Below are 25,014 nucleotides of genomic sequence, written 5' to 3' on the forward strand. Positions count from 1 at the left end.
TAAGTTGGGCGTTTAGAGTGCCATGCATTAGCCGCATACCGCTAAACGCCTTGCACAAATCGCCAACCGCTTGGCGCTCACCGCTTCTTCACCAGTTCCGTATCCAAAACCTTAGTTTCGAATTCTGTTACGGGCCTTTTGGCTTCTATCATAGAGATTAACAGTTCGGTGGCTACCTGTCCCATTTCGAATGCCGGTTGCTTAACTGAGGTTAAGGATGGTGAAAATAATTCGACCAGATTTGAATTGGTAAAACCTGCAATTGCAATTTTATGTGCCACCTCCGGGTTTGTTTTTTTCAGTGCCATAATACAGCCCGTTGTTAAGCGGTCGCTCGAAATAAAAATTCCGTCCGGTTTTAGTGGTAAAAGTTCTTTAACCGCCTGTTCCAGTTCTGCGCTGTGCATACCGCCATGCTGGCAATATTTAACCAGTTCGGGTCTAAATTCGATATGATATTTAACCAAAGCCGCTTTATAACCTTCTAACCTTTCTTTCGTTATCGAAAGATTTTCGGAATTTGTTAAATGGGCAATAGTTCTTTTTCCTGACAAAATAAGATGTTCTGTGGCATCAAAAGAACCCTTAAAGTTATTTGCGATTACCTTATGGGTTTCAAAATCTTCGGGCACACGATCAAAAAACACAATTGGTAAACCCTTAGCATATAGATCTCTTAAATAATCGATATCCTGTGTTTCTGAAGAAAGCGCAATTAATAAACCATCAATAGAGCGCGATGCTAAATGATCTACGTTTAGTTTTTCCTGCTTGTAAGATTCGTGACTTTGAGAAATAATAACATGATAATCTTTATCGTAGGCTATTGATTCAATGCCATTTATAACCTGTGAAAAAAAGTTGTTGGCAATTTCACTTACAATAATCCCGATAGAATAGCTACGGCGCTCCTTTAAACTTCTGGCGATTGGATTAGCGCGGTAATTCACCTTTTCGGCATAGGCTAAAACAAGCTTTTTTGTTTCCTCGCTAATTTCGTAACGGTCTCTTAAGGCCCTGGAAACTGTAGAGGTAGACAGTCCTAATGCTTTAGCAATATCTTTTATGGTAGATGTTTCAAATCTCATGTTGTGTATTGCGTACAAGTTACAAAAAATATCTCTTTAAGGGGATTTGATCTCAATATTAATAAACGTTGATTTAACGTTTTTGGGAACGTTTGCACAGTTTTTTAGTTAAAATTGGTTTCAATCGGTTTTTAGTTTGTAAAATTGTTACATCAACGTAACCAAATATAAACAAACAATAACATCCCGAAATAGAATTATATTCTACATGCAAGCGATTGCAGTATCTTAAAAAACCAAATCATTTCAAATAAACAATAATTATGAGCAGAGTTCTACTCTTTTTAGCATTTTTCTCTTTTTTTGGATTATCTGTCTCACAGGCACAAAACAGGCAGCTAACCGGAACTGTAAAGGATAAATCTGATGGGCAGCCATTAATAGGCGTGAGTGTATCGATAAAGGATTCGAAAAATGGAGCGAGTACTGATGCGAATGGAGTTTACAAAATTACCGTTCCGGACAAAGGCGCCACCCTAATTTTTACTTATGTAGGTTATAAAACAAAAAATGTTGCTGTAGGTGAGCAAAATAAAATAGATGTAACACTTGAAGAAGATGCTAACACTTTACAAGAGGTTACTGTAAACATCGGTTACGGATCTGTGCGTAAAGAAGCCTTAACGGGTTCAGTGTCTTCCATTACAGGAAAAGATATTGATCAGTTCCCCGTAAGCACCGCAGCGCAGGCTTTGGCGGGTAAACTCGCAGGTGTATCGGTTACCACAACCGAGGGAAGCCCAGGTGCCGAAGTAGTAATTAAAGTTCGGGGTGGCAGTTCGCTTACCGGAGATAATTCGCCACTTTATATTGTGGATGGAATACAGGTAGAAAATGCATTGTCTATTTTATCACCCAACGAGATTCAATCTATTGACGTTTTAAAAGACGTGGCATCAACATCAATTTATGGTAGTAGAGGTGCTAATGGAGTAGTGATTATTACCACAAAAAGCGGAAAGAAAGGAAGGCCAGTTGTTTCATTTGATGCTTATGCAGGCGCAAGACAAATTGTAAATAAGCTGGATGTAATGAATCCTTACGAGTTTATTAAATATCAATATGAGCTCTATAACAACAATACGAATCAAGACGTTAAAGATACTTTTTTAAAAAAATATGGCACTTTCGAAGATTTAGATATTTATAAAAACATTCCGAACATCGATTGGCAGGATAAAGTATTTGGCCGCCAGGCCTGGAGCAATACCCAGGTTGTAAATTTATCAGGCGGAACTACTAAAACCACATACAATGTTTCGGTAAACAATACACAGGAAGACGGTATTATGCTTAACTCTGGCTATAGAAGAACCTTTGCCTCTATGCGTTTAGATCACAAATTTTCTGATAAATTTAAAGTAGGCTTAAATGCCCGCTATAGCCGTCAGCGTATAGATGGAGTTGGTACAACCGCTACAGGTTCGCAGGGTACAAACCGTTTAAGAAATTCTGTACGTTACCAGCCTTATTCGGGTGGCGGCGATTCTGGCGATTTATTCGACGCTGATTATTTAACTACTGGACTAACCAATCCAATAACTTTAGCCAACCAAGAATTGAAATACGATTATCGGAACGATTTAATCAGCAGTGGTTATGTGCAATATTCGATTCTTAAAAACTTAACGATTAAAAGTACAGTTGGGTATAATAGAACCAATAGGCACATCAATACCTTTAATGGCCCGGTAAGTAACGTGGCCAGAAACAATGCCGGTTTACCTGCTATCCAGCTAGATACAGTATCGCAAAAATCATTTATCAACACCAATACCATTAACTACAAGCCTAACCTGGGCAAAGACCATAGTTTAGATTTATTGGTTGGTCAGGAAATTAACATGGTTGATATTGATTCGAGAAGTACAGTGCTTAAATTTTTACCGGTCGATATTTCGGCCGAGGATGCTTTTGTAAGTAGCGCACCAGCAAATACCATTCAGGATAGACCAACATCATTAATTTCTGGCACCAGGCAGTTTTCGGTTTTTAGTAGGGCCTCTTACGGGTTTAAAAATAAATACCTCGCCACAGTAAATTTTAGAACAGATGCTTCTTCATTATTTGCCGCAGGCAAGCAATGGGGTTATTTCCCATCGGCACAAGTTGCCTGGAGGGTAACGGAAGAGAAATTTGTAAAAGACATGAACCTCGATTGGTTAGATAACTTTAAAGTTAGATTTAGTTATGGTGCAGCGGGGAACAACCGCATCGGTCAGGATTTATTTAGAACATTATTTTATCTAAGTTCTACTACTGGCGGTTATGCAGATACAGATGGCTCAGTATCTACTGGTTTAATTTCGGGTACAGCTACTGGAAATATTTTATCTAACCCAAACATTACCTGGGAAACCAATATCTCTAAAAACCTGGGTATCGATATCGATTTATTTAAAAACAAGTTATCGCTTAATTTAGATTATTACGATAACAGAACAAAAAATCTGCTTTTAAATGCAAATGTACCCCAAACTACAGGATATGCTACACAACAGCAAAATGTGGGTAAAACTCAAAACACAGGTTTCGAGCTGCAATTGAATTATCAGGCCGTTAAATCCAAAAACTTTAGCTACAATACCAGTTTCAATATTTCATTCAACAAGAACAAAATTGTCGAACTGCAAAACGGTGTAAATTCTTACATCACACAATCAGGCTGGGTAAACAGTTTGGGCGATTTTAAAGTCGAAGTGGGTCAGCCTGTTGGTCAGTTCTACGGTTTCGTTTCGGATGGGCGATATACTGTTGATGATTTTACCTCTGTACAAAACACAACTACTGGTGCTTATACCTATACACTTAAACCAACTGTTGCAAACAGCCGGGTATTATTGGGTAACCGTGACCCTCAGCCAGGCGACATGAAAGTTCAAAAACTATCCTCTTCGTCAAGTATGATGATCGGGGATGACGACAGAACAGTTTTAGGTACAGCACAGCCGAAATTCACCGGCGGTTTTAACAATCAGTTTGCCTATAAAAACTTTGATTTAACGGTATTTGTAAATTTTAGCTACGGAAGCAAGGTGTACAACGCCAACAAGATAGAGTTTACCTCACAGTACAATGTTAAAGACAACAATTTACTAGCGGTAATGAACGATCGCTGGCAGAACTTTGATGCCAATGGCGTAAAGGTAACAGATCCGGCATTATTAACTGCCATGAATGCCAATACCTCCCTATGGACACCAACAGGAGGAAATTATGCCTTAACCTCTTACGCTATTGAAAGTGGCTCTTTTTTAAGGATCAGCAATGTAACATTGGGTTATACCTTGCCACAAGGTTTAATTAAAAAAACGGGTTTCATTTCAAAATTAAGGGTTTACGGAACAGTTAATAATTTATATACGATAACTGGCTACACCGGCTACGATCCTGAAGCAAACACCCGCCGATCGAATCCACTTACGCCGGGTATAGATTACGCTGCTTATCCACGCAGCAGATATATCCTTGCTGGTATTAACATGGTATTTTAACCTCAACATTAAAGAAAATGAACAATAAATTTATAAAATCGGCTTTAATGGTAATTGCTGTCGGAGCATTGAGCATAACTACTTCTTGTAAAAAATATTTAGATGTACAATCGCCATCAACTTCCAGTCCGGATGTTGTTTTTGAAAGTACAGCAAACACCAATGCGGCAATTATTGCCGTTTACAACCGACTTTGCGGAGACAATGGTTACGGAAGCCGGATATCTACGCTATTTGGTTTAACCGCCGATGATTTTAAAACTTCAGGAAGTTACAGCTCTTCTGATCGCAGGGGAATTAGCATGTACGGTGCAAGTTCTGATAATACCGATTTGATCAACCCGTTTTTGCAATTGTATGCTGGGGTAGAACGTGCAAACATCTGTATTAAATTTATTCCGGCCTCAAAGCTTTATGCCAATGGTTCTGAGGCTGACAAAACTATCATGAAACGCTATTATGGGGAAGCTTTAACCTTAAGGGCTCAGTTTCTTTACGAATTGATTCGCAATTGGGGTGATGTTCCTGCATCTTTTGTTCCTTCTGCAGATGCAGAAACATTATACGGGCCAAATGTAGACCGTAATAAAACCTACGACCAGATGATTGCTGATTTAAAAATAGCCGAAGACCTGGTGCCATGGAGAAGTGGAATCACAGAATATGGCAGTTTCCGTTATACCAAAGGTGCAATTAAAGGTTTAAGGGCCCGTATTGCCTTAGCCAGGGGTGGTTATTCGCTAAGATCGGCCAACCATACTATGGAACGCAGTGCTGATTATTTAACTTATTATAAAATTGCTTTTGATGAGTGTTTGGATATTATGAACCACCGTTCAGAGCATAGCTTGAATCCTGTTTATGAAAATGTATTCAAGACATTACATACCACAACCCGCTACGATGATGCCCACGAGCTAATGTTTGAGGTGGCTGCTTTTGGTGGCAACGCTTCTACTGATAGTAAATTAGGTTATTATAATGGTATCCGTTTTAACTCAGCCTCTACTTTTGGTTCTGGTGGTGGTGGGATGAATGCCATTCCTACTTATTTTTACGAATTTGATGTAACGAAAGACTGTCGCAGGGATGTAACTATCGGTGTTTTCGAAATCACCGCAACATCGAAGAAAATTATCAATACTCTGTTTAACATGACTGATGGAAAATTCCGCAAATCATGGACAACTTTTAACAACTCTTCTGCTGCTCAAACTTTCGGGGTAAACTGGCCAATGTTACGTTTTGCCGATATATTATTAATGTATGCAGAAGCTGATAATGAAATTAACGGAGCGCCATCCGCGACTGCTGTTAATGCCTTGCAAGAAGTTCAGAAACGTGCCTATGCTGGCTTTGAAGGTCAGATTCCGGTAACGCCGATGGATAAAAATGGCTTTTTCAATGCGATTGTGAAAGAACGGTTATTGGAATTTGGAGGAGAGGGCATCCGTAAATATGATTTAATTCGCTGGAATTTGTTAGGCAGCAAATTTGAAGAAACACGTACTAAAATACGTGCTTTGATTGCAGGAACCGGCGATTATATTAATGTACCGAATTATATTTATGCAAAAGAGGGGAATTACCTGTTGGGAACAAGCGTAAACGAGGTGGCCACGCTCGATCTCTATGGTGGCGTACCAAATAATGTGTTCGCCTCACCAGGATTAAATACTTCAACAGCACCAAGCGGTTATACCACTAAAAACTGGAGAAAGGCTGTTACAGAAGAAAATTCCATCACCAGCACCTCTACGGGAATTGCTTTTTACTTCGAAGCAAATAAAAAGGAACTCTTTCCATACCCTAAAACAACATTAATCGAAAATCCGAGTATGGCTCAAAACTTTGGTTATTAAAAGATATTAATTATGAAAACATTTATAAATCAATTGGAGGTTAAATTCGCCGTTTTATTATTGATGGTTGCAGCATTTTCTTCTTGTAAAAAGGAAGAAAATACCCCAGAACCAGCCCGGATATTTAAGCCAAGTGATGTAAAAATTAATGCAAGTGAAACTTCTGCGAAATTAACGTGGACAGTTCCTTTAATGTCGACTGGAAAAACCTTTAAATACAGTATTGATTTCTCTACTGATTCATTGTTTTCGACTGTAAATTATACCACTACAGCTGATACTGCTGGGGTAACTGTAACTGAAGAAAATTTAGCCGTAAGAACCAAATATTACGCAAGGGTTAAAGCCAACGCAACCGAAAGCCAGCCCGAATCGAAATATATCAGAAGCAGTGCTTTTCAGTTAACGGGAATTCAACTGTTTGCGGCCATCAGAGATAACGAAATTAAAGAAAATAACATCACACTGCGCTATACCCCAACCGTTGGTTTAACATCAATTGTTTTAACCCCTGCAACCGGCACGGCAACCACTATAACCTTGAGCACTACTGATGCCTCGGCAGGATTAAAAGCTATAGCGGGATTAACCGCGGGAATAAAATACACAGCCGAACTATTTGCAGGAACGAAAAGTAAAGGGATAACCACTTTTACTACCCTTGCACCAACTACCTATACGGTAAAATTAAATCCGGGCGATGACCTGGCTGCTGCGATTGCCAGTGCGGCAAATGGTGCTATTATTGGTTTAAATCCAGGCACTTATAACATAACGGCTGTATCAACATTTATTACACAAAAAACCATCACTATAAAATCTACCTCAGGCAACCCAACCGATACTAAGGTAAATTACAAGGAGATTGATTTAGAAGGCACAGGAGCAGGTGTAACGCTTTCGGGTATTGAGTTTGATGGAACAGCTGGTGCATCACTTTATTTCATTAATTTTATTGGCTCACCAACTTTGGGTGCAGCAGCAACCTTTACCAATGTGGTGGTAGATAACTGTATTGCACACGGCTCTACAACGTCGTTTTTAAGAGGCGATAGAGGTACAGCCCCCCGCGATTTTAAAATCACAGGCATTACAGTTAATAATTCGATTGTTTATGACATGGGCTTAAATGGTTCATCTGCATATTATACTTTTCACCTTAATAAAATGCAGTTCAATACCCTTACCATATCTAAATCTACTTTTTACAATGCAGGCCCTGGTCTGGTTACAGCGAGCACCACTTATACAGGGGATGTTACTCCAACCGTTGCTGTCACTAATTCTACCTTTAACGGTTTTGGCGGCAATGCCAAGTACGCCCTATTAGACGCAAATGCTAACCCGATCAACTTTAGCATTTTAAACAGCATTTTTGCCAATACACCAAAATCTGGAACAGTTAACGCTGCTGCAATTAGAGGTACAGGTGCAGGAAGTACATTGAAGATTTCGAACAGTAATTATTTCAATCTATTTACGGCCTTAACAAATGGCACGGCTTTAACTTTTGGACCAGCAACTTTGGCCAGCAATCAAAGCATAAATACAGGCTGGACAGCCACGACAACTGATTTTACCTTAGCTGTTGGTTCGCCTTTAAGAAGTGCGGGAAGCACAGGTGGACCAATCGGCGACCCAAGGTGGACATACTAACAAAAATTATAGGGCAGGTTTTAATCTGCCCTTTTTTAATGAACTTTATACAGCACTTTGATTTGTCACGTTGAGCCTGTCGAAACGCTTTCCAATCAAAGTAAGTCCTTCGACAAGCTCAGGATGACAAACTTATTGCTATTCTACTTCTTCTTTTTATGAGATTTAGCGACAAATTTTAACGAACAAATATGACAAGAATATCCTATTTTAAGTTTATCTCGATACTCATCTTAAATGCCTTTTCCTTTCTTTATCTCTATGCCCAAGAACCCAAATATCCTTCAACGATAACTGTTGCCCAAGATGGTAGCGGAAATTACAAAACCATCCAGGAAGCTGTAAATTCGGTAAGAGATTTAGGCGAAAAAGAAGTTAAAATTCACGTTAAAAATGGCACCTATAAGGAAAAACTGATTATTCCCTCATGGAAGATTAAGATTTCGATTATTGGAGAAGATGCCGAAAAAACCATTATTACTTGTGGAGATTATTCAGGGAAACCAAACCCGATGAGTAATGATGCTTTTGGCAATCCCAATTTCAGTACCTATACCTCATTCACGGTGCTGGTTAAAGGCAATGATATCCATCTCGAAAATTTAACCATCATTAATTCATCGGGCCGGGTTGGGCAAGCTGTTGCCTTACATATAGAAGGCGATCGCTTTATAGCAAAAAACTGTAAGTTTCTGGGCAATCAGGATACGCTTTATGCTGCGATAGAAAATAGCCGTCAATACTTTCAGGACTGTTATATAGAAGGCACAACCGATTTTATTTTCGGCAAGGCTACAGTAGTGTTTCAAAATTGTACCATCAAAAGTTTAAGCGATTCTTACGTTACCGCAGCCTCTACTTCAGCACAGCAAAAATTTGGATTTGTTTTTATAAATTGTAAACTTATTGCAGATCCAGCTGTCGCGAAAGCTTATCTCGGCAGACCATGGAGGCCTTATGCAAAAACGGTATTCATTACCTGCGATCTGGGGAAACACATTTTGCCCGAAGGTTGGAATCCATGGAAAGGCGATCTCATGTTCCCAAATAAGGAATTGACCGTTTTTTATGCAGAATATAAAAATAAGGGCGATGGTGCCTCGCCTAAAACAAGGTTGCCCTGGGCAAAACAATTAACAGATAAAGAGGCAAAAAACTATACTTTAAAAAATATACTTGGCGGAGTGGATCAATGGAATCCGCTACATTTATAGATCAATAGCAAATATGAAAACGAATTTCTTTAAAATTTTAGCTGCTGGAACTTTAGCTGTTTTACTGTCTTTTACCTTCATCCAAAAGAAAACTAAACTATATATCATTGGCGATTCTACTGCCGCCAACAAAGAAGAAAAGGCTTTTCCGGAAACGGGCTGGGGAATGGCACTACAGGCTTATTTTAAAACGGATGTTATGGTTGATAACCGGGCCTTAAATGGCAAGAGTACAAAATCGTTCAGGGCCGAAAAACGTTGGGACCCGATATTGGCTCAGTTAAACCCTGGCGATTATGTTTTTATCGAATTTGGGCACAACGACGAGAAAGTTGATAAACCAACTGTTGGTGTATCGTTAGCCGATTTCAAAATCAATCTGGTTAATTATGTAAAAGAAACCAGAAACAAAAAAGCCTTTCCTGTTTTACTTACACCAATTTCGCGCAGAAGCTTTAAAAATGGGGTATTAATGGATACGCATGGCGATTATCCTCGAATTACCCGCCAGGTAGCTGATTCTTTAGGTGTTCCTTTGATTGATATGCTGGTGAAAACGGAAAGTTTATTAAACCGACTAGGTGAAGAATCATCCATCAAATTATTCAACCATGTTGATTCGGGAAATGTGAATTATCCAAATGGGAAGAAAGACAATACGCATTTAAGCCCAGAAGGAGCTAAACAGATTGCAGGTTTGGTGATAAAAGGCATTAAGGAGTTAAAACTGAGTTTGGTGAAAGGTTTGAAGTAAAAGCCCAAAATCATGCGTCATTCCCAACTTGATTGGGAATCATAATGCATAGCCCGTTAAGATTCCCGCCTGCGCGAGAATGACGACTGACCTTTATTATTATCCTCTTGACCTATAGTGGAAAGGAGATCTGCTAGATATAGATTTCTCGACTGCGTTGCACTCCGCTCGAAATGACGACCCGTATACAAAACAAAAAGCCGCAAATTCAGAGATTTCAATCTGCGAATCTGCGGCTTGGTTTTTATAATCTAATTAAAAAATATACTTTGTACTTAAAAAGTTCGAATCATCGCCTTTAACAATTTCGTTCAATAACCTTTTGTTATCGTCTGTAAATTTGGTTGCTACCAAAGAACGGATCGAGAACGAGCGCAATGCATCCACTACAGAAAGTGTGCCTTCCGCACTGTCTTTACGGCCTGTAAAAGGGAAAGCATCTGGTCCACGTTGGCATTGGCAGTTGATATTTACACGGCTCACCTGGTTAACCAAAGGATCGATCAATGAAGAAATTACTGCTGCATTATTACTAAAAATACTCACCTGTTGGCCATGTGGCGAACCGATTAAATACTCGATTGGCTCTTCCAGATCATCAAATGGAACAACTGGAACAATTGGACCAAACTGCTCTTCGCGGTATAGTTTCATATTGCTGTTTACCGGATACATAATGGCTGGATAAACAAAAGTTTCTAAGGTTTGTCCACCATTTTTATTGATCACTTTAGCGCCGTGCGAAACTGCATCATCAATACATTCCTTTAAGTATTCGGGTTTGTTCAGTTCAGGCAGCGGTGTAAGGTTTACGCCTTTCTCCCAAGGCATGCCAAACTTCAGTTTCTCAACTTCGGCAGATAAACGTTTTAAAAACTCTTGCGCTAAACTGCGGTGAACATAAACGATTTTAATGGCTGTACAACGTTGTCCGTTAAAGGAAAGCGAGCCCAGAACAGTTTCTGAAACTGCCAAATCCAGATTGGCATCTTTAGTAATGATTGCCGCATTTTTAGCATCCAAACCTAAAATTGCCCTTAAACGATTTACTTTAGGGTGTAGCTTTTTCAGTTCGTTGGCTACTTTACTCGATCCGATTAAAGTAAGTACATTAATTTTTCCCGATTTCATTAAGCCTGGAACGATGGTATTGCCACGGCCATAAATGGTATTTACAACACCTTTAGGGAAACTAGAACGGAAAGCCTCTAATAAAGGATAGTGCAATAAAGTACCGTGTTTAGGTGGTTTGAATAAAAGCGTATTGCCCATAATCAGGGCTGGGATAAGCGTCGTAAAAGTCTCGTTTAAAGGGTAATTGAACGGGCCCATACAAAGTACCACACCTAGTGGAGAACGGCGCACCTGAGCCACAATACCCTGCTCAATTTCGAAACGTGATGACTGTCTGTCAATATCTTTCAGTGCATCGATAGTTGCATAAATGTATTCAACCGTACGGTCGAATTCTTTAACCGAATCGGCATACGATTTACCAATCTCCCACATAATTAATTTCGCAACAATTTCCTTTTGCTCAATCATTTTACGGGTGAAGTTTTCTACACAGCTAATCCGATCGGCAACGCTCATAGTTGGCCATTGCCCGCGACCATTATCATAAGCGGCTACGGCTGCATCTAAAGCTTCTGTCGACTCTTTTTCCGTGCAAACAGGGAAACTACCGATGCGCTTTCGTTTTAAGCCTTCAGGGGTTTTTACGCATACCGGAGAAAACACTTCATTAAATGGTCCATTCCATGGTTTCATTTCTCCATTAGAAAGAAACTCCTTTTGATTGATTTCTTCCCTGAGCCTAAATTCATCTGGAATCTGGCTCTCTTCAACGAAAATACTTTCGAGGTTTAGCGATGTACTCAATTTGGGTTGTTTGTTAGGGTTAAATTAATGTTAAGTCTATAGTTTAAGTATAGATTTATTGTTGTAAAAAGGCCAAGGATCAGGATTGCTTTTGCACCTTTAACCTCAGCCTCTAAATTATTTTAGTTCGATAACTTTATATTTTGGCACCAAGGTTTTCATTACAGTCCAGCCGATGAGGTAACATACTGCACAGATCGAGAAAATGATAAAATAACCTGCTTCTTCGCCCTTAAAACCCATAAAAACAATCTCGTTTTTGCCAGTGTAATCAAACAATAAGCCAGAGCCTTTATTGATAATGAAAGCGCCGATACCACCTGCCATACCACCAATACCGGTAATGGTTGCGATGGCCTTTTTAGGGAACATATCGCCAACGGTAGAAAATATATTTGCTGACCATGCCTGGTGAGCCGCGCCCGCAATACCGATAATGATTACTGGAATCCAGTAGGTAATGTGCCCCAGAGGCTGTGCAGCTAAGGCTAATAGCGGAAAAAATGCAAAGATCAGCATCGCTCTCATTCTACCTTCATACGGGTTCATGCCTTTTTTTTCAACGAAATAGGTTGGCAACCATCCACCAATAATAGATAGTAAGGTAATCATGTAAAGCACAAATAAGGGAAGGGCACTTTGCGTAGAATCCATTCCATAAACCGATTTTAAATAGGCAGGGGTCCAGAATAAAAAGAACCACCACACACCATCAGTCATAAATTTACCAAAAGCAAAAGCCCAGGTTTGTTTATATTTAAAACAGTCGATAAACGAAACTTTTTCTTTGGTCTCTTCTACATAATCAGCCAATTTACGATCGTTGATCACATCCTGCTGAATATAAGCCAATTCCTCAGGGCTAACTCTTTTATGCAACTCTGGTTTGTTATACACAAACACCCATAATCCCATCCATACAAAACCCAGTGCGCCGATGATAATGAAAGCCATTTCCCATCCATAAGCTTTTGCAATAAAAGGAATGGTAATGGGTGCAGCTAGTGCGCCAACAGTGGCTCCTGCATTGAAAATACTGGTTGCAAATGCCCTGTCTTTTTTAGGGAAGTATTCGGCAGTAGCTTTAATCGCAGCCGGAAAATTTCCTGCCTCACCAACAGCCAATACAAAACGGGCAAAAATAAATAAGGTAACACTTACTGAAACTACAAGTCCCGTGTCGTTAACGCGGGCAATTACTTCTTTGGCACCCTCAAATCCTACAAACCAGTTTCCATTGATGATCCCTGCAGTTGCAATACCGCAAAAAGCATGTAAACAGGCCCCAACAGACCAAACACCTATCGCCCATAAAAAGCCTTTTTTGGTGTCGAGTTTATCAACCAAACGACCAGCAAAAAGCATAGAGATTGCATAGAAAATAGAGAACAGGGCCGTAATATTTCCATAATCGTTATTATCCCAATGAAATTCTGGTTTAATAAAATCTGTCCAGGTTAAAGAAAGTACCTGTCTATCTAAATAATTTATGGTCGTAGCTAGAAATAACAGCAAACATATGGTCCATCTGTATTTGCTTGTTTTGGGTTGGTTCATTTGGTTAGGGGTGTTAAATTTTTATTTGCTCTGCTGAATGAGGTCAAGCGCTAATTTTGTATTGTCGAACAACTCTTCGTAAAGACCTTTGCTCATCACATCTTTACTGATTAATTTGCTGCCCATACCTACGGCACAAACGCCAGATTTAAACCATGTTTTTAGGTTATCTGCATTAATTTCTACACCACCAGTTGGCATAAACAGCTGTCCGGCGAAAAGATCTTTAATCGATGAAATAAATTCAGGACCTAAAATATTGGCAGGGAAAATTTTGATCAACATGGCTTTGTGTTCTTGTGCAACGCTGATTTCAGTCGGTGTCATACAGCCGGGGATCCAAAGCATACCGATTTTGTTGGCAATTTCGGCAACTGCTGGGTTTACGATCGGTGCCACAATAAAATCTGTTCCGGCCTCGATAAAAGCATTTGCATCTGCAGGGGTTTTAATCGTTCCAATACCTAAATAAAGGTCAGGCATTTCTGCATCGCGGATTTCCTTTAACTTTTTAAAGTTGGGCAGGGCCGATTTACCACGGTTGGTATATTCGAAAACACGAACGCCAGCTTTATACAAGGTGCGTAATATTTCTACACTACCCGATTCGCTATCCTGGTAAAAAAGGGGTAACATGCCTTGCTCTAAAATGGCATCTAAAATTTTGTGCTTGTTGCTAATCATTGCGTATTATTCTTTTTTCTATATCGGCTACCGTACTGGTTGTAGCATCACTTGGAATGTATAATTTATCGTATGCTGCTGCGGTGGCAAAGTTTAAGGTTTCTTTCGCCGAAAATTGGTTGTAAAAGCCATAAATCAGACCAGCCATAAAACAATCGCCACTACCCACTTTATCTAAAATTTCTTCAGAAACATATTCTTCAGAAACTGTTAATTCATCAGCAGTATAAATTGCCGTATAATACCTGATGCCTTTGCCATGATCGAACCTGAAGGTATTGGCAACTGCCTTGCAAACCGGAAACAAACTTAATATTTCCTTAGAAGTATCGGTTGCCTGTTGCAGTAACGTTTCCTTTGCATAACCCTCGGTTGGTGTTAAATCTTCGTGAAGTGCAGTACCCAACATTTTATTGGCCGCCCAAACATTGCCCATAATCAGCGTGCAATATTGAGCCAGTTCAGGCAAAACATCAATAGGATCTTTGCCATATTTCCAAAGCTTAGCCCTATAGTTTAGATCTAAAGAGATGGTAATATTTTTTGCACTCGCCACTTTTAAAGCTTCCAGGCAAACATCGGCAATAGACTGATTGATTGCCGGGCATATGGCACTAAAATGAAACCAGCTCACACCTTCAAAAACCTCATCCCAGTTAATCTGTCCAACCTTTAAATCGGCATAGGCCGAATTTGCACGATCGTAAATCACTCCCGCATTTTTAAGGTCTTTTCCTTTCGGAAGGTAGTATAAACCCAAACGCTCGCCATGATAAACCATTGGCGTAGTATCAATATTCCGTGCATCAAGATAATCTACAATTTCACGTGTTACCGAATTATCAGGCACAGCCGATAAGTAAGTTGATGGTACATTCCAAAGTGCCAGCGCGGTTGCTACATTCAGCTCGGCACCACCAACATAAAATGGTAGTTTATTTTCTTTTAACCACTGGCCATCCATATCAGGACAGATGCGTAAAAGTATTTCACCAAAGCTTAAAACTTTTTCTCCTTTTTTTGATGAAGCGAATATTTGGGTGCTCATTTTTGTATCTAATCGGCGTATTTCATGCTGTTTTCTGCAACGGTATGAAAATGGAAGGAAAACGATTGAAATGATTTGTTTCCAACGAAATACCTTCCTAAAGCCTGATTTTGGTTAAAATTTAAAGTAATTTTTTGCGTTAAAGTACGAAATATCCTGCACAATTTTACCAACCCACTCCAAGTCGTTAGGCAATTCGCCATTCTCAATATCTTCTCCAAACAGGTTACAAACAATTCGTCTGAAATATTCGTGACGAGGGAAAGAAAGAAAACTGCGCGAATCGGTAAGCATCCCCACCAAACGGCTTAAAAGCCCCATGTTTGATAATGCATTTAATTGTTTGATCATACCATCTTTTTGGTCTAAGAACCACCAGGCAGAACCAAACTGTACCTTACCGGCAACAGAACCATCGTTAAAGTTCCCGATCATAGTTGCAATTAACTCGTTATCGGCAGGGTTAAGGTTATAAATAATGGTTTTAGCCAGTTTATCCTGATTATCTAAGCGGTTTAAGAATTTAGAAAGCATTCTGGCCTGACTAAAATCGCCAATCGAATCCCAACCGGTATCAGGGCCTAATTGTCTTAACATCCTGGCATTGTTGTTACGCAATGCGCCTAAATGATATTGTTGTACCCAGCCTTTTTCATGATCCCACTCTGCAAAATAAACCAGCATAGCCGATTTAAATTTTAGGTTTTCCTCGTAAGAAATATGTTGTTTGCTTCTGATTTTATCAAAAATTGATGAAATTTCGGCTTCTGTATAATCTTCAGCATAAATTTGCTCTAAACCATGATCTGAAACCGAACAGCCATTTGCAGCAAAGTAATCGTGACGGCTTTTTAAAGCATTGATATAATCCTGAAAGCTGGTGATTGTTTTATCAGCAACACTTTCTAATTTGTTGATATATTCGTTTAAACCTTCAATATCATCACTGTTCATCGCTTTATCCGGACGGAAAGCAGGCAACATTTTAAGGTTAGCGCCTTCTCTTGCCAATTGTTGGTGGAAGTTTAAACTATCCAAAGGATCATCCGTAGTACAAACGGCTTCTACATTCATTTTGGCCAACAAACCACGAACCGAATATTCAGGTGTTTGCAGTTTTGCAGAACATTCGTCGAAAATTTTCTGCGCCGTTTTGCCAGAAAGTAAATCAGTTATACCAAAATAGCGTTGAAGTTCCAGATGTGTCCAGTGGTATAAAGGATTGCGCAGGGTGTAAGGAACAGTTTCTGCCCATTTCTCAAATTTCTCATAATCAGATCCTACACCAGTGATGTATTTTTCATCAACACCATTGGCGCGCATGGCTCTCCATTTATAATGATCGCCAGCAAGCCAAACCTGACTGATATTGGCAAACTGCGTGTTGTTGGCAATCTGCTCTGGGATAAGGTGATTATGATAATCGATTATCGGCAGTGATTTTGCAAAATTGTGATAAAGCTTTTCAGCAGTTTTACTTTGCAAAAGAAAATTTTCGTCTAAAAAAGGTTTCATGCTATGTGATTTGAGACATTAGATAATAAATTTGAGATGATCAAACCGCCTATCTATTAATTTTTTATTTATGTAATCATATATCCCCGGTCTGTGTCCTCACAGACCGGAACTAAGTTTATTTATTAGTGGTTTGTGGGGACACAGACCACGGCGGTTAGGATTTAGCTTTTGCACCCAAGACTTCGGACTCATGACTATGGACTTTTCTATGCGCCCCAGACTCCTATCTCACGACTAAAGGCTAACTCCCCTTTTCCATGGAATAAAATCATCCTGATTAAGCAAAACCGCCTTAGGAATGACTTCGCCACTGGCAGCTTTAATGCAGTATTCCAAAATATCTTCTCCCATTTGTTCGATGGTTTTTTCACCTTCGATTACCGGTCCGCAGTTGATATCGATAATATCGCCCATGCGTTTGGTTAATGCATTATTGGTTGAAACCTTAATGGTTGGGCAAACCGGGTTACCGGTAGGCGTGCCTAAGCCTGTGGTAAACAAAATCAGGGTTGCACCAGAAGCTGCTTTTCCGGTAGTGGCCTCAACATCATTTCCAGGAGTACAAACTAAATTTAATCCTGGTTTTGTAGCTGGCTCGGTATAATCTAAAACATCTTCTACGGGTGATGTTCCACCTTTTTTAGCTGCCCCGGTACTCTTAATGGCATCGGTAATTAAACCATCTTTAATATTTCCAGGTGACGGATTCATGAAAAAACCAGAACCTACATTTTCTGCAGACTGATTGTAAGCGGTCATCAATTGAATAAACTTACGCGCTGCGGTTTCGTCTTTCGTACGGTCGATTAATTGTTGTTCGGCACCGCAAAGCTCAGGGAACTCGGCAAGGAGCACGGTGCCGCCTAAAGCCACCAATAAATCGGAGGTATAACCTACTGCCGGATTTGCGCTGATTCCACTAAAACCATCACTACCGCCGCATTTAACACCTAAAACCAATTTGCTTAAGGGCGCTGGCTGACGTTCAATTTTATTAATTTCGGTTAACCCGATAAAGGTTTTCCTGATGGCTTCTTTAACCAATTGTTCTTCGCTCTGCGATTGTTGCTGCTCAAAAACGAATAAAGGTTTATCGAAGTTTGGACTACGGTGTTTTAAATCGTCCATAAAATCTTTAACCTGTAAGTTCTGGCAGCCTAAACTTAATACGGTTACACCCGCAACATTAGGATGATCGGCATATGCGGCCAATAATTTACTCAGCACAGCTGCATCCTGACGGGTACCGCCACAACCACCTTGATGATTTAAGAATTTAATGCCATCTACGTTTTTAAAAACACGGTTCGCCGATGGGTTCGCCAATCCGATAGAACTTGGATCGGCTTCTGCTAAAATTTCACCGTTTTTATACGCCTCAACCAATTGGTGAGCGTAAGATTTGTATTTATCAGTTACCGCATAACCCAATTCATTGTGCAAAGCCTCACGGATGACATCAAGGTTGCGGTTTTCGCAAAATACAGTCGGAATAAACAACCAATAATTTGCAGTACCTACGCGGCCATCACTACGGATATAACCATTAAAGGTTCGGCCTTCAAATTTAGAAACATCTGGAGCATGCCATTCGTAATGGTATGGACGGAACTCATATGGATCAGAAGCATGTTTAGTATTTTCGGTATCCATTAAACCACCTTTTAGGATGAAATGCTGCGATTTCCCAACCAGTACACCATACATAATGATATGATCGCCTGCATTCATATCCTGCATAAAAAATTTATGCTTAGCCTGGATATCATCCTGTAAAATATATTCCTGCCCATCGTAAATAACAGTTTCGCCTTTTGCCAGATTTTGAAGGGCAACAAGTACGTTATCGTTAGGATGGATTTTTAAAATTCTAGTAACCATTTTAAATTGTTCTTTCTGAATGCAAGTTACTTAAAGTTTCTTTCGCACCCTTGTTCTGTAATAATTCAACGTAAGATTTTACGGCCGCGTTAAAGCCTGGGTAATTATTAAGGTTTTTATCCCAAAGACGTCTGTCGCCAAGGGTATTATCTACAACCGTTTCAGGGTTCTTCCAATATTCGTATAAAATTTCTGCAAATTCATCCTGTACCGGATAAGTCTTTCCGTTTGCGCTGGCCGTGTAAGTATCGCCATCTTTGTTTACATTCATGAAAAGAATATAAGCCGCAAAACCTAAAGCAGTTAGTTGAGGAACTTCATTTTTTAAAGCATAATATCTTCTAATTAGGGGTATGTTACGCATCTGCATTTTTGAGGTGAAATTAAGCGTAATGGCCTGCCATTGATGTTCTAATGATGGATTGCTGAAACGGTCGACCACACTTTCTGCAAAAGCAATCGCTTCATTATAGGTAATATCTTCATTTACCACAACAGGCGCAATTTCGTCTTTCATCAGTTTTAAAACGTTAGCTGAGAAATCTTCATTTGCCATAGCATCTTTTACCGTATTAAAACCTGCCAAGATTGCTAATCCACAACTGATGGTGTGTGTGCCATTAAGCAAACGAAGTTTTAACTCTTTAAATTTATCTATCGATGGGACAATAAAAATACCTTTGTCAGCCTTTGCGAAAGATAAAATTTCTTTCACTTTTTCACTTGATGATTCGATAGCCCAAAGCCTGAAGGGTTCGGCCATAATCATCAATTCATCTTCATAACCCAGTTGGCTTTCAATCGCTTTTTGCGCTGCCTCTAGAAGTTTCCCTGGAACAATCCGATCAACCAAAGTTTTGCAGAAATGATTGGCTGTTTTTAACCAGTTTTCGAAATCCCAGCCCAATTTGTTCTGAATGGCAAGATCTAGTAAAATTTCTTTCAATTTATCAGCATTATCGCTGATTAATTCGGTTGGCACAATTACCATTCCGCTTTCGGCCGAACCATTAAATGCAGTGTATCTTTCGTGCAAAAATGCCAATAATTTTCCCGGATAAGATTGTGGTGGATTATCGGTTATTTTATCTTCACTTTTAACAATCCCAACCTCAGTTGTATTCGAAATTACAACCTGCATTTCGGGCTGGTGAGCGGCTTTTAAAATTTCTGCCCAGTCTTGTGAAGCTGATAGAACACGGCTGATTGAAGAGTTGATTGAATTTTCTTCGACATTAACACCATCTTCGATACCTTTTACACAAAGCGTGTATAAATTATCCTGTTTCGAAAATGCATCAGCACCACCTTTTGCTGTAGATTTAACCACTAAAACACGACCGTTAAAAATCCCTTTCTGGTTGGCTTTATCAATAAAATAATCAGGTAAACCACGTAATAAAACACCTGTTCCAAATTGGATTACTTTTTCAGGTAATGCCAAAATTTCGGCGCTTGGTTTTGTAACCTTGTCGCCGTTAATATTTTTTAAATTTTCTTTGTTTAAAATCATTGGTAATGTTCTTTAGCCACCAGGGCACCAAGTGTGAATTATAATTTATTTTCCGTTTATGGTTAACCACTTCGGGTATTCTTTTTCAATTAATTTTTGCCCCCAGTTACCGTACCAAGCATAGCCGTTTCGCCGCTCAGGGCTTAACTCTTCTAATTTTGTTTTAATCGTATTGTCACGATCGCCAAAAATTGGAGTGTTTTTCTCCATATCGTAGAATCGTGCCCAAGTCATACTGCTATTATCAGCAACCAAAGCTGAAATATTTTTGTTCCGATCGAAACGGTAGCCAGCAATTTTATAAGCATCAAACCATTTTACCGCTCCTGCAACTGCATTTTTGACTTCTGGCGATGGGTTTTTAAGCCTCATCAGGAAACGGACAATACCTGCCGATTCACTTGTGCTTAATGAAGCTGGCTCAAATGCTCTTGCTTTTGCAGGTAACATCGAGTCTTTATCGTATTGTGCAGCCCAGATGGTTAAAATTCCATTCTGTTTTACTTGTGTTTTGATAATACAATCAACGCCTTTCGCAATGGCTGTTTCTGCCTTCTTGATGTAAGCTGGATTCACGACCTCAAAATCATTTTTCTGTGTGACAATATCCTGTAAGATATTCAGCACATTAATCATTGCATCATCATTGTAGGTAATTTCTGAACGGTACGAAGATTTATCAGGATAATACTGCGGCCAGCCGCCATTGGCATACTGAGCGGCTAGAATATAATCCAATCCTTTTTCAGCAGCTGCTAGATAAGCCTTATTCTGTGTTTTTTTATAAGTCTGTACGAGGTAGACCACTTCTCTACTGGTGGCTTTGTTATCGAATGTGGCATGCAAATCTTTTGTTGCCTTTATCCTGGCCAAAAGCTCGGGTGTTAAGGTTGCGCCATAGTTAACCACACTTTTATCTTCCAATTGTTTAGGCCAACCGCCATTGCCCAATTGGTAAACCAGCATTTTATCTGCCGTAGAATCAGTAGGCTGCTGCGCATAACACGATAGCATTAAGCAGGTACAGATCAGGGTTAACCATATTTTTATTTTCATCATTGTTGTTTGTTAGTTTTTTGCCACGGAAGCACGGATTAACACGGAGGATTTTTCTCTTCCATTTGCCGTGGTCTGTGTCCCCACAGACCACCACTTAATTCTTTTTCTGTGCCACTGCGTTTCCGTGGCTAATATTTATCTGTGGTTACTTTTTACTCGGAACCTGTTTAATCAACCAGTTTACCAGATCGTTCGTTGCCTTAAAGTTTTCAAAATCTGCGGGCAATTTCCTGCCATCGATATATTCATTGTAAAACCAGGGATCACCCACCGCGAAAACAGTTCCTTTACCATATTTCGCTGTTGCGATAAGCAAATCTCCGTTATCTGTCAAAGCAGAAACCGCAGGGCTTTTAGCTACAATAGTTGAGATCTCTTTGATATAAACTTTCTTGGCCGTTTTAAAAATTGAATTTCCGGCAGGGATTTTTACAGCGCCCTGTTCAAAATTCGAACCTTGAACCTTGTTGCGGCTATCTTCGTTAAAATGAATTCCAAAGGTTTCTGGCAATACGTTAAATTTTGAAATTTCGCAATTACCAGCATCATTTAACAAAAGCACCAAAACACCCCCAGCTTTAACCCACTCTCTAATTTGCTTGGCATGTGCAGCATTCATGAAATTAGGATTTGCCGTTTCTTTCTCCGTATCAGGGTCTACAATAATATAAATATTACTTCCTTTTAAGTTTGAAGTGGTTGGTGCTGTTTTAAGGGTAGCGGTTTTAACGCCTGCATCATTAAATACTTTACCGAATAACGAAAAACCGTTATTATCATCTTCTTCCCACACATAATGGAAAGGGATTTTATCTCCGGTTGGGCCAGCCATGTACTCATTGTTGAAGAAATTATCAACAGTAACAGTTAAACCTTTGCCTGTTTTAGGTAGCGCGGCAATTTCCATTTCTGAAGCGGCGCAGATAAATGAACCTACACCTTTCGGATCGTTGGTGATTACTTTTTCGCTGATGTAATAATCGAAACTTCCATCGCGGTATTTAGGTTTCCCACCCAATCCCGATACCGAAACGGTTTTGGTGAGGTTAATTCTTTCTGCTCCTGCCTGCTCAACAAATTCTTTCTTTAAGCCTGCGTAACCTTTATTTGCAGCAGCCATAAATGATGGTGCCAACCAACCTTTACGCACCCCTTTGGCCAAGCCATATACAAACATGCTCGAAGCTGAACTCTCGAGGTAATTTCCTTTTCTGGTCGGCATATCTAAAATATCGAACCAAACACCTGATTTTGGATCCTGGTACTTCACAGTAGCAGTTGCCGTACGGTTTAAAATGGCGATTAATTCTTTTCGCTGCGGATGATTAGCTGGAAAATTATCAAGCACATCTACCAAGGCCATAATGTACCAGCCCATTGCCCTTCCCCAAAAGTTCGGTGAGCGCCCTGTTTTTTTATCTGCCCATTTTTCTGCCCTGCTTTCATCAAAACCATGATAAAGCAACCCTGTTTTAACATCGCGGGCATTTTTCTCCATCAGGATAAACTGCTTGGCAATATCGTCGAAAGCAGCATCTTTTTTCATCAACTTGGCATACTCTGCATAGAAAGGTTCGCCCATGTACAATCCATCCAACCACATTTGATTAGGATAAATTTTCTTGTGCCAAAAACCACCCTCTTGAGTACGCGGCTGTTTTTGAAGCTGATCGTATAATTTAGTTGCCGCTAACAAATATTTCTGTTGCCCGGTAACTTTGTACAATAGCAACAGCGAACGGCCATTTTTAATGTTATCTATATTAAAATCATCAGGTTTATAGGTTGTAATATTCCCTTCCTTATCCAGGTAGGCATCCATTGAGCTTTGGATATATTTAAAATATTTTCCATCACCAGTATTCCGCCAAACAGCTGCAGCACCTTCCAATACAACGCCCATGTCGTAAGTCCACTTAGGCCCTTTTGCACCTTTCAGCAGTGTTGTATCCTGAAACAGTTTTTCCATCGCAGTTAAGGTTAACTGTTCTGATAATTTCTTTTGGGCAAATCCACTTAGCGATAAAATAGAAAAACCAATGAGTGCAGCTGCTGTATATAGAATTGATCTCTTCATGTTTATTATTTTGAAATTTCCAGTGCTTTTTTATCTACTTCGGTACCTAAAAGTGAAGCCATTTTAGCTTTAGAAACATCTGTTCCACTAATTTTTACGCCTTTTGTTTTTTCGCCGGTAACATCAAATAAAACCTTGCTGTTATCGGGGTATTTTAAGTTGCTGATGTTGATGTTCGAACTGTTCTGGATCATTACAACCGGACTGGTATCTTCGGTAATTACGTTTACATTTTTAAGGAAAATTCCAGCTGCTTCAATAATTTCAATCCCTTTTTTCGCTTTTATGGTTACGTTTTCCAGGTGGATATCTTTGATGTTCATTTCTGGCAATCCCCTAAAAAATATGGCTTTCTCAGCACCATTGGCTACCACGTTTTTGATGTAAAAATTCCTGAACTGTGGAGTAGCTTCAGTAACCGGAACGGTTACGGTTTTAATGGCTTCGCGTTTTTCGCCCGCCAAAGGAACCGGATCAACCGCAGCATAATACATGTCGAATAGAATGGCTTCGCCAGGAATATCGATCATGTTGATGTTATTGATATAAATATTTTCTACCACACCACCACGGCCGCGCGTAGTTTTAAAACGTAGACCAATGTCGGTACCGATAAAAGAACAATCGTACACCCAAATATTTTTCGCACCACCACTCATTTCGCTTCCGATTACGAATCCGCCATGGGCATGGTAAACCACATTGTTTCTAATAATTACATTTTCTGTAGGTACACCGCGTTTACGGCCAGCTTCATCTCTTCCCGATTTAATGCAGATCCCATCGTCACCCACATCGAAAGTGCTGCCTTCAATCAATACGTTTTTGCACGATTCTACATCAACACCATCACCATTCTGTGCAAACCAAGGATTTTTTACCTGTAGGTTTCTTAAAGTTAAATCCTCACAAAGTAAAGGGTGGAGATTCCATGCTGGTGAATTTTGAAAGGTAACACCCTCCAAAAGAATTTTTTTACAGCCCGTTAATACCAATAAATTTGGACGAAGGAAATCTTTGATATCTTCATAATCTGCTGCTGTTTTACCAGCCTCTATTATGCCTGCATTTTTAGTGTTCGAACCTTTAACTGTTTTCTCGGATGGGTACCACATTTTTCCATCAGCCCTCACTACACCACCAGAGGCGACTAAAGTTTTCCACTGTGTTTCGGTCAATTTATCTTTTTTAACCATGCGCCAGGCGCCACCGTTTCCGTCGATAATCCCTGTTCCGGTAATGGCTATGTTTTCGAGGTTAACGCCAGAAATTGGGCTTTGATTTCTCCAGGCTGGCTGACCTTCCCAATTGCCCTGTACCAATTTGTATTGGTTAAAATCGTCGGTAAACTGAAGAATGGCGTCGCGTTTTAAGTACAGGTTTACATTGCTTTTTAATTCAATAGGACCAGTTAACCACAAGCCAGAAGGAATTAACACCACACCGCCACCTTTTTGACTCACACCTGCTATGGTTTTATTAATACTTTGTGTATTTAAAGTAATACCATCGCCTTTTGCCCCGAAGCTAACAATGCTCGTGGTATCTTTTTTAAATTTAACCTGCTGAATAACGGGTAAGGTTTGCTTTTGTTGCGCGATAGCAGAACTTGCAGAAGATAAAATTAAGCATGCCAGAGCTACCTTAATACGGCATAAACTACCTGAAATATGTTTCATTATTTGCGCTGTTAAATTATACTTGGTTATTGTAATAACAAGTGTACGT

The 25,014-nt window shown here is 39.7% G+C and carries 16 protein-coding genes; 5 read left to right on the top strand and 11 right to left on the bottom strand.

The window, feature by feature from the left end; translation table 11 throughout:
- Positions 1–77 precede the first annotated feature (77 nt).
- Positions 78–1,088, bottom strand: coding sequence for a LacI family DNA-binding transcriptional regulator (locus EZ456_RS00425; RefSeq protein WP_131526334.1), 1,011 nt, complete (start codon positions 1,086–1,088; stop codon positions 78–80).
- A 263-nt stretch (positions 1,089–1,351) separates the two neighbouring features.
- On the opposite strand from EZ456_RS00425, the gene EZ456_RS00430 reads away from it, so the two are divergent.
- The 5 genes from EZ456_RS00430 (at position 1,352) to EZ456_RS00450 (ending at position 10,068) form a co-directional block, all read left to right on the top strand.
- Complete coding sequence (locus EZ456_RS00430) at positions 1,352–4,582, top strand: SusC/RagA family TonB-linked outer membrane protein (RefSeq protein ID WP_131526335.1); 3,231 nt, start codon at positions 1,352–1,354, stop codon at positions 4,580–4,582.
- 17 nt (positions 4,583–4,599) lie between these two features.
- Entirely contained in the window at positions 4,600–6,444 is a 1,845-nt protein-coding gene (locus EZ456_RS00435; RefSeq protein ID WP_131526336.1) for a RagB/SusD family nutrient uptake outer membrane protein, read from the top strand.
- A 12-nt stretch (positions 6,445–6,456) separates the two neighbouring features.
- Entirely contained in the window at positions 6,457–8,100 is a 1,644-nt protein-coding gene (locus EZ456_RS00440; RefSeq protein WP_131526337.1) for a fibronectin type III domain-containing protein, read from the top strand.
- Positions 8,101–8,291: 191 nt separating this feature from the next.
- A complete protein-coding gene (locus EZ456_RS00445; protein ID WP_131526338.1) occupies positions 8,292–9,314 on the top strand; it encodes a pectinesterase family protein in 1,023 nt (340 codons plus the stop codon).
- Between the two features lie 13 nt (positions 9,315–9,327).
- A complete protein-coding gene (locus EZ456_RS00450; RefSeq protein WP_131526339.1) occupies positions 9,328–10,068 on the top strand; it encodes a rhamnogalacturonan acetylesterase in 741 nt (246 codons plus the stop codon).
- A 255-nt stretch (positions 10,069–10,323) separates the two neighbouring features.
- Here the strand turns inward: EZ456_RS00450 and EZ456_RS00455 are convergent, their stop codons facing one another.
- The 10 genes from EZ456_RS00455 to EZ456_RS00500 all read right to left on the bottom strand — a co-directional run bounded on the left by EZ456_RS00455 (position 10,324) and on the right by EZ456_RS00500 (position 24,965).
- Entirely contained in the window at positions 10,324–11,949 is a 1,626-nt protein-coding gene (locus EZ456_RS00455) for an NADP-dependent glyceraldehyde-3-phosphate dehydrogenase (RefSeq protein WP_131526340.1), read from the bottom strand.
- A gap of 117 nt (positions 11,950–12,066) precedes the next feature.
- The gene (locus tag EZ456_RS00460) at positions 12,067–13,506 is read right to left on the bottom strand and encodes an MFS transporter (RefSeq protein ID WP_131526341.1); all 1,440 of its coding nucleotides are present in this window, start codon (positions 13,504–13,506) and stop codon (positions 12,067–12,069) included.
- Positions 13,507–13,527: 21 nt separating this feature from the next.
- Complete coding sequence (locus tag EZ456_RS00465) at positions 13,528–14,190, bottom strand: bifunctional 4-hydroxy-2-oxoglutarate aldolase/2-dehydro-3-deoxy-phosphogluconate aldolase (protein ID WP_193419254.1); 663 nt, start codon at positions 14,188–14,190, stop codon at positions 13,528–13,530.
- The gene (locus tag EZ456_RS00470; protein ID WP_131526342.1) at positions 14,183–15,238 is read right to left on the bottom strand and encodes a sugar kinase; all 1,056 of its coding nucleotides are present in this window, start codon (positions 15,236–15,238) and stop codon (positions 14,183–14,185) included. Before EZ456_RS00470 ends, EZ456_RS00465 begins: the two co-directional genes overlap by 8 nt.
- A gap of 114 nt (positions 15,239–15,352) precedes the next feature.
- Positions 15,353–16,753 (bottom strand): glucuronate isomerase, encoded by a 1,401-nt coding sequence (uxaC, locus tag EZ456_RS00475; protein ID WP_131526343.1) that lies wholly within the window; start codon positions 16,751–16,753, stop codon positions 15,353–15,355.
- 237 nt (positions 16,754–16,990) lie between these two features.
- Positions 16,991–18,637 carry a UxaA family hydrolase gene (locus tag EZ456_RS00480; RefSeq protein ID WP_131526344.1) on the bottom strand — a complete coding sequence of 549 codons (1,647 nt, stop codon included), beginning with the start codon at positions 18,635–18,637 and terminating at the stop codon, positions 16,991–16,993.
- 1 nt (position 18,638) lies between these two features.
- Complete coding sequence (locus EZ456_RS00485; RefSeq protein ID WP_131526345.1) at positions 18,639–20,150, bottom strand: tagaturonate reductase; 1,512 nt, start codon at positions 20,148–20,150, stop codon at positions 18,639–18,641.
- 45 nt (positions 20,151–20,195) lie between these two features.
- Entirely contained in the window at positions 20,196–21,209 is a 1,014-nt protein-coding gene (gene pelA / locus EZ456_RS00490; RefSeq protein ID WP_131526346.1) for a pectate lyase, read from the bottom strand.
- 145 nt (positions 21,210–21,354) lie between these two features.
- Positions 21,355–23,286 carry a glycoside hydrolase family 88/105 protein gene (locus EZ456_RS00495; protein ID WP_131526347.1) on the bottom strand — a complete coding sequence of 644 codons (1,932 nt, stop codon included), beginning with the start codon at positions 23,284–23,286 and terminating at the stop codon, positions 21,355–21,357.
- Between the two features lie 5 nt (positions 23,287–23,291).
- The gene (locus EZ456_RS00500) at positions 23,292–24,965 is read right to left on the bottom strand and encodes a glycoside hydrolase family 28 protein (protein WP_131526348.1); all 1,674 of its coding nucleotides are present in this window, start codon (positions 24,963–24,965) and stop codon (positions 23,292–23,294) included.
- Positions 24,966–25,014 lie beyond the last annotated feature (49 nt).

The organism is Pedobacter psychrodurus (assembly GCF_004331735.1).
GTDB lineage: Bacteria > Bacteroidota > Bacteroidia > Sphingobacteriales > Sphingobacteriaceae > Pedobacter > Pedobacter psychrodurus.

Excerpts from the sequence above, each read along its gene's own strand:
- uxaC (WP_131526343.1), bottom strand. The coding sequence starts at position 16,753 with ATGAAACCTTTTTTAGACGAAAATTTTCTTTTGCAAAGTAAAACTGCT.
- EZ456_RS00440 (WP_131526337.1), top strand. The coding sequence starts at position 6,457 with ATGAAAACATTTATAAATCAATTGGAGGTTAAATTCGCCGTTTTATTA.
- EZ456_RS00480 (WP_131526344.1), bottom strand. The coding sequence starts at position 18,637 with ATGGTTACTAGAATTTTAAAAATCCATCCTAACGATAACGTACTTGTT.
- EZ456_RS00470 (WP_131526342.1), bottom strand. The coding sequence starts at position 15,238 with ATGAGCACCCAAATATTCGCTTCATCAAAAAAAGGAGAAAAAGTTTTA.
- EZ456_RS00445 (WP_131526338.1), top strand. The coding sequence starts at position 8,292 with ATGACAAGAATATCCTATTTTAAGTTTATCTCGATACTCATCTTAAAT.
- EZ456_RS00485 (WP_131526345.1), bottom strand. The coding sequence starts at position 20,150 with ATGATTTTAAACAAAGAAAATTTAAAAAATATTAACGGCGACAAGGTT.
- pelA (WP_131526346.1), bottom strand. The coding sequence starts at position 21,209 with ATGATGAAAATAAAAATATGGTTAACCCTGATCTGTACCTGCTTAATG.
- EZ456_RS00435 (WP_131526336.1), top strand. The coding sequence starts at position 4,600 with ATGAACAATAAATTTATAAAATCGGCTTTAATGGTAATTGCTGTCGGA.
- EZ456_RS00425 (WP_131526334.1), bottom strand. The coding sequence starts at position 1,088 with ATGAGATTTGAAACATCTACCATAAAAGATATTGCTAAAGCATTAGGA.
- EZ456_RS00450 (WP_131526339.1), top strand. The coding sequence starts at position 9,328 with ATGAAAACGAATTTCTTTAAAATTTTAGCTGCTGGAACTTTAGCTGTT.
- EZ456_RS00465 (WP_193419254.1), bottom strand. The coding sequence starts at position 14,190 with ATGATTAGCAACAAGCACAAAATTTTAGATGCCATTTTAGAGCAAGGC.
- EZ456_RS00430 (WP_131526335.1), top strand. The coding sequence starts at position 1,352 with ATGAGCAGAGTTCTACTCTTTTTAGCATTTTTCTCTTTTTTTGGATTA.
- EZ456_RS00460 (WP_131526341.1), bottom strand. The coding sequence starts at position 13,506 with ATGAACCAACCCAAAACAAGCAAATACAGATGGACCATATGTTTGCTG.
- EZ456_RS00495 (WP_131526347.1), bottom strand. The coding sequence starts at position 23,286 with ATGAAGAGATCAATTCTATATACAGCAGCTGCACTCATTGGTTTTTCT.
- EZ456_RS00500 (WP_131526348.1), bottom strand. The coding sequence starts at position 24,965 with ATGAAACATATTTCAGGTAGTTTATGCCGTATTAAGGTAGCTCTGGCA.